Here is a 271-nt window from a genome sequence, read left to right on the forward strand (position 1 = left end):
GTAAACAAAGCCTAGGAGAGAAAATTAGCATCAGAGCTGCAAGCAATTCAGCCTACCGTTTTCCAAGTGCTTATGCACAGTGTTTTTCAAGTGAAAAATTGACAGGCGGAGGAGCTGCATGCTCAAGTCCAACAGGGTTTATATGGTTAGTCTCTTCCCAGCCGAGTGGAAATGGCTGGCAAGCCACATGTGACACAACCCAGAATCAAAGTGCCTCCATAAATGTATACGCCATTTGCAAAGAGTAGAATTTGATTTAACTAATCAACTT

At 42.8% G+C, this 271-nt stretch carries 1 protein-coding gene; it reads left to right on the plus strand.

Translation table 11 applies throughout. The features are described from left to right. Nucleotides 1-248: hypothetical protein (locus tag MY55_RS24145; protein WP_208856085.1), on the plus strand; the 248-nt coding region annotated here is incomplete at its 5' end. Nucleotides 249-271: the final 23 nt, after the last annotated feature.

Source organism: Chromobacterium subtsugae (assembly GCF_001676875.1).
Lineage (GTDB): Bacteria > Pseudomonadota > Gammaproteobacteria > Burkholderiales > Chromobacteriaceae > Chromobacterium > Chromobacterium subtsugae.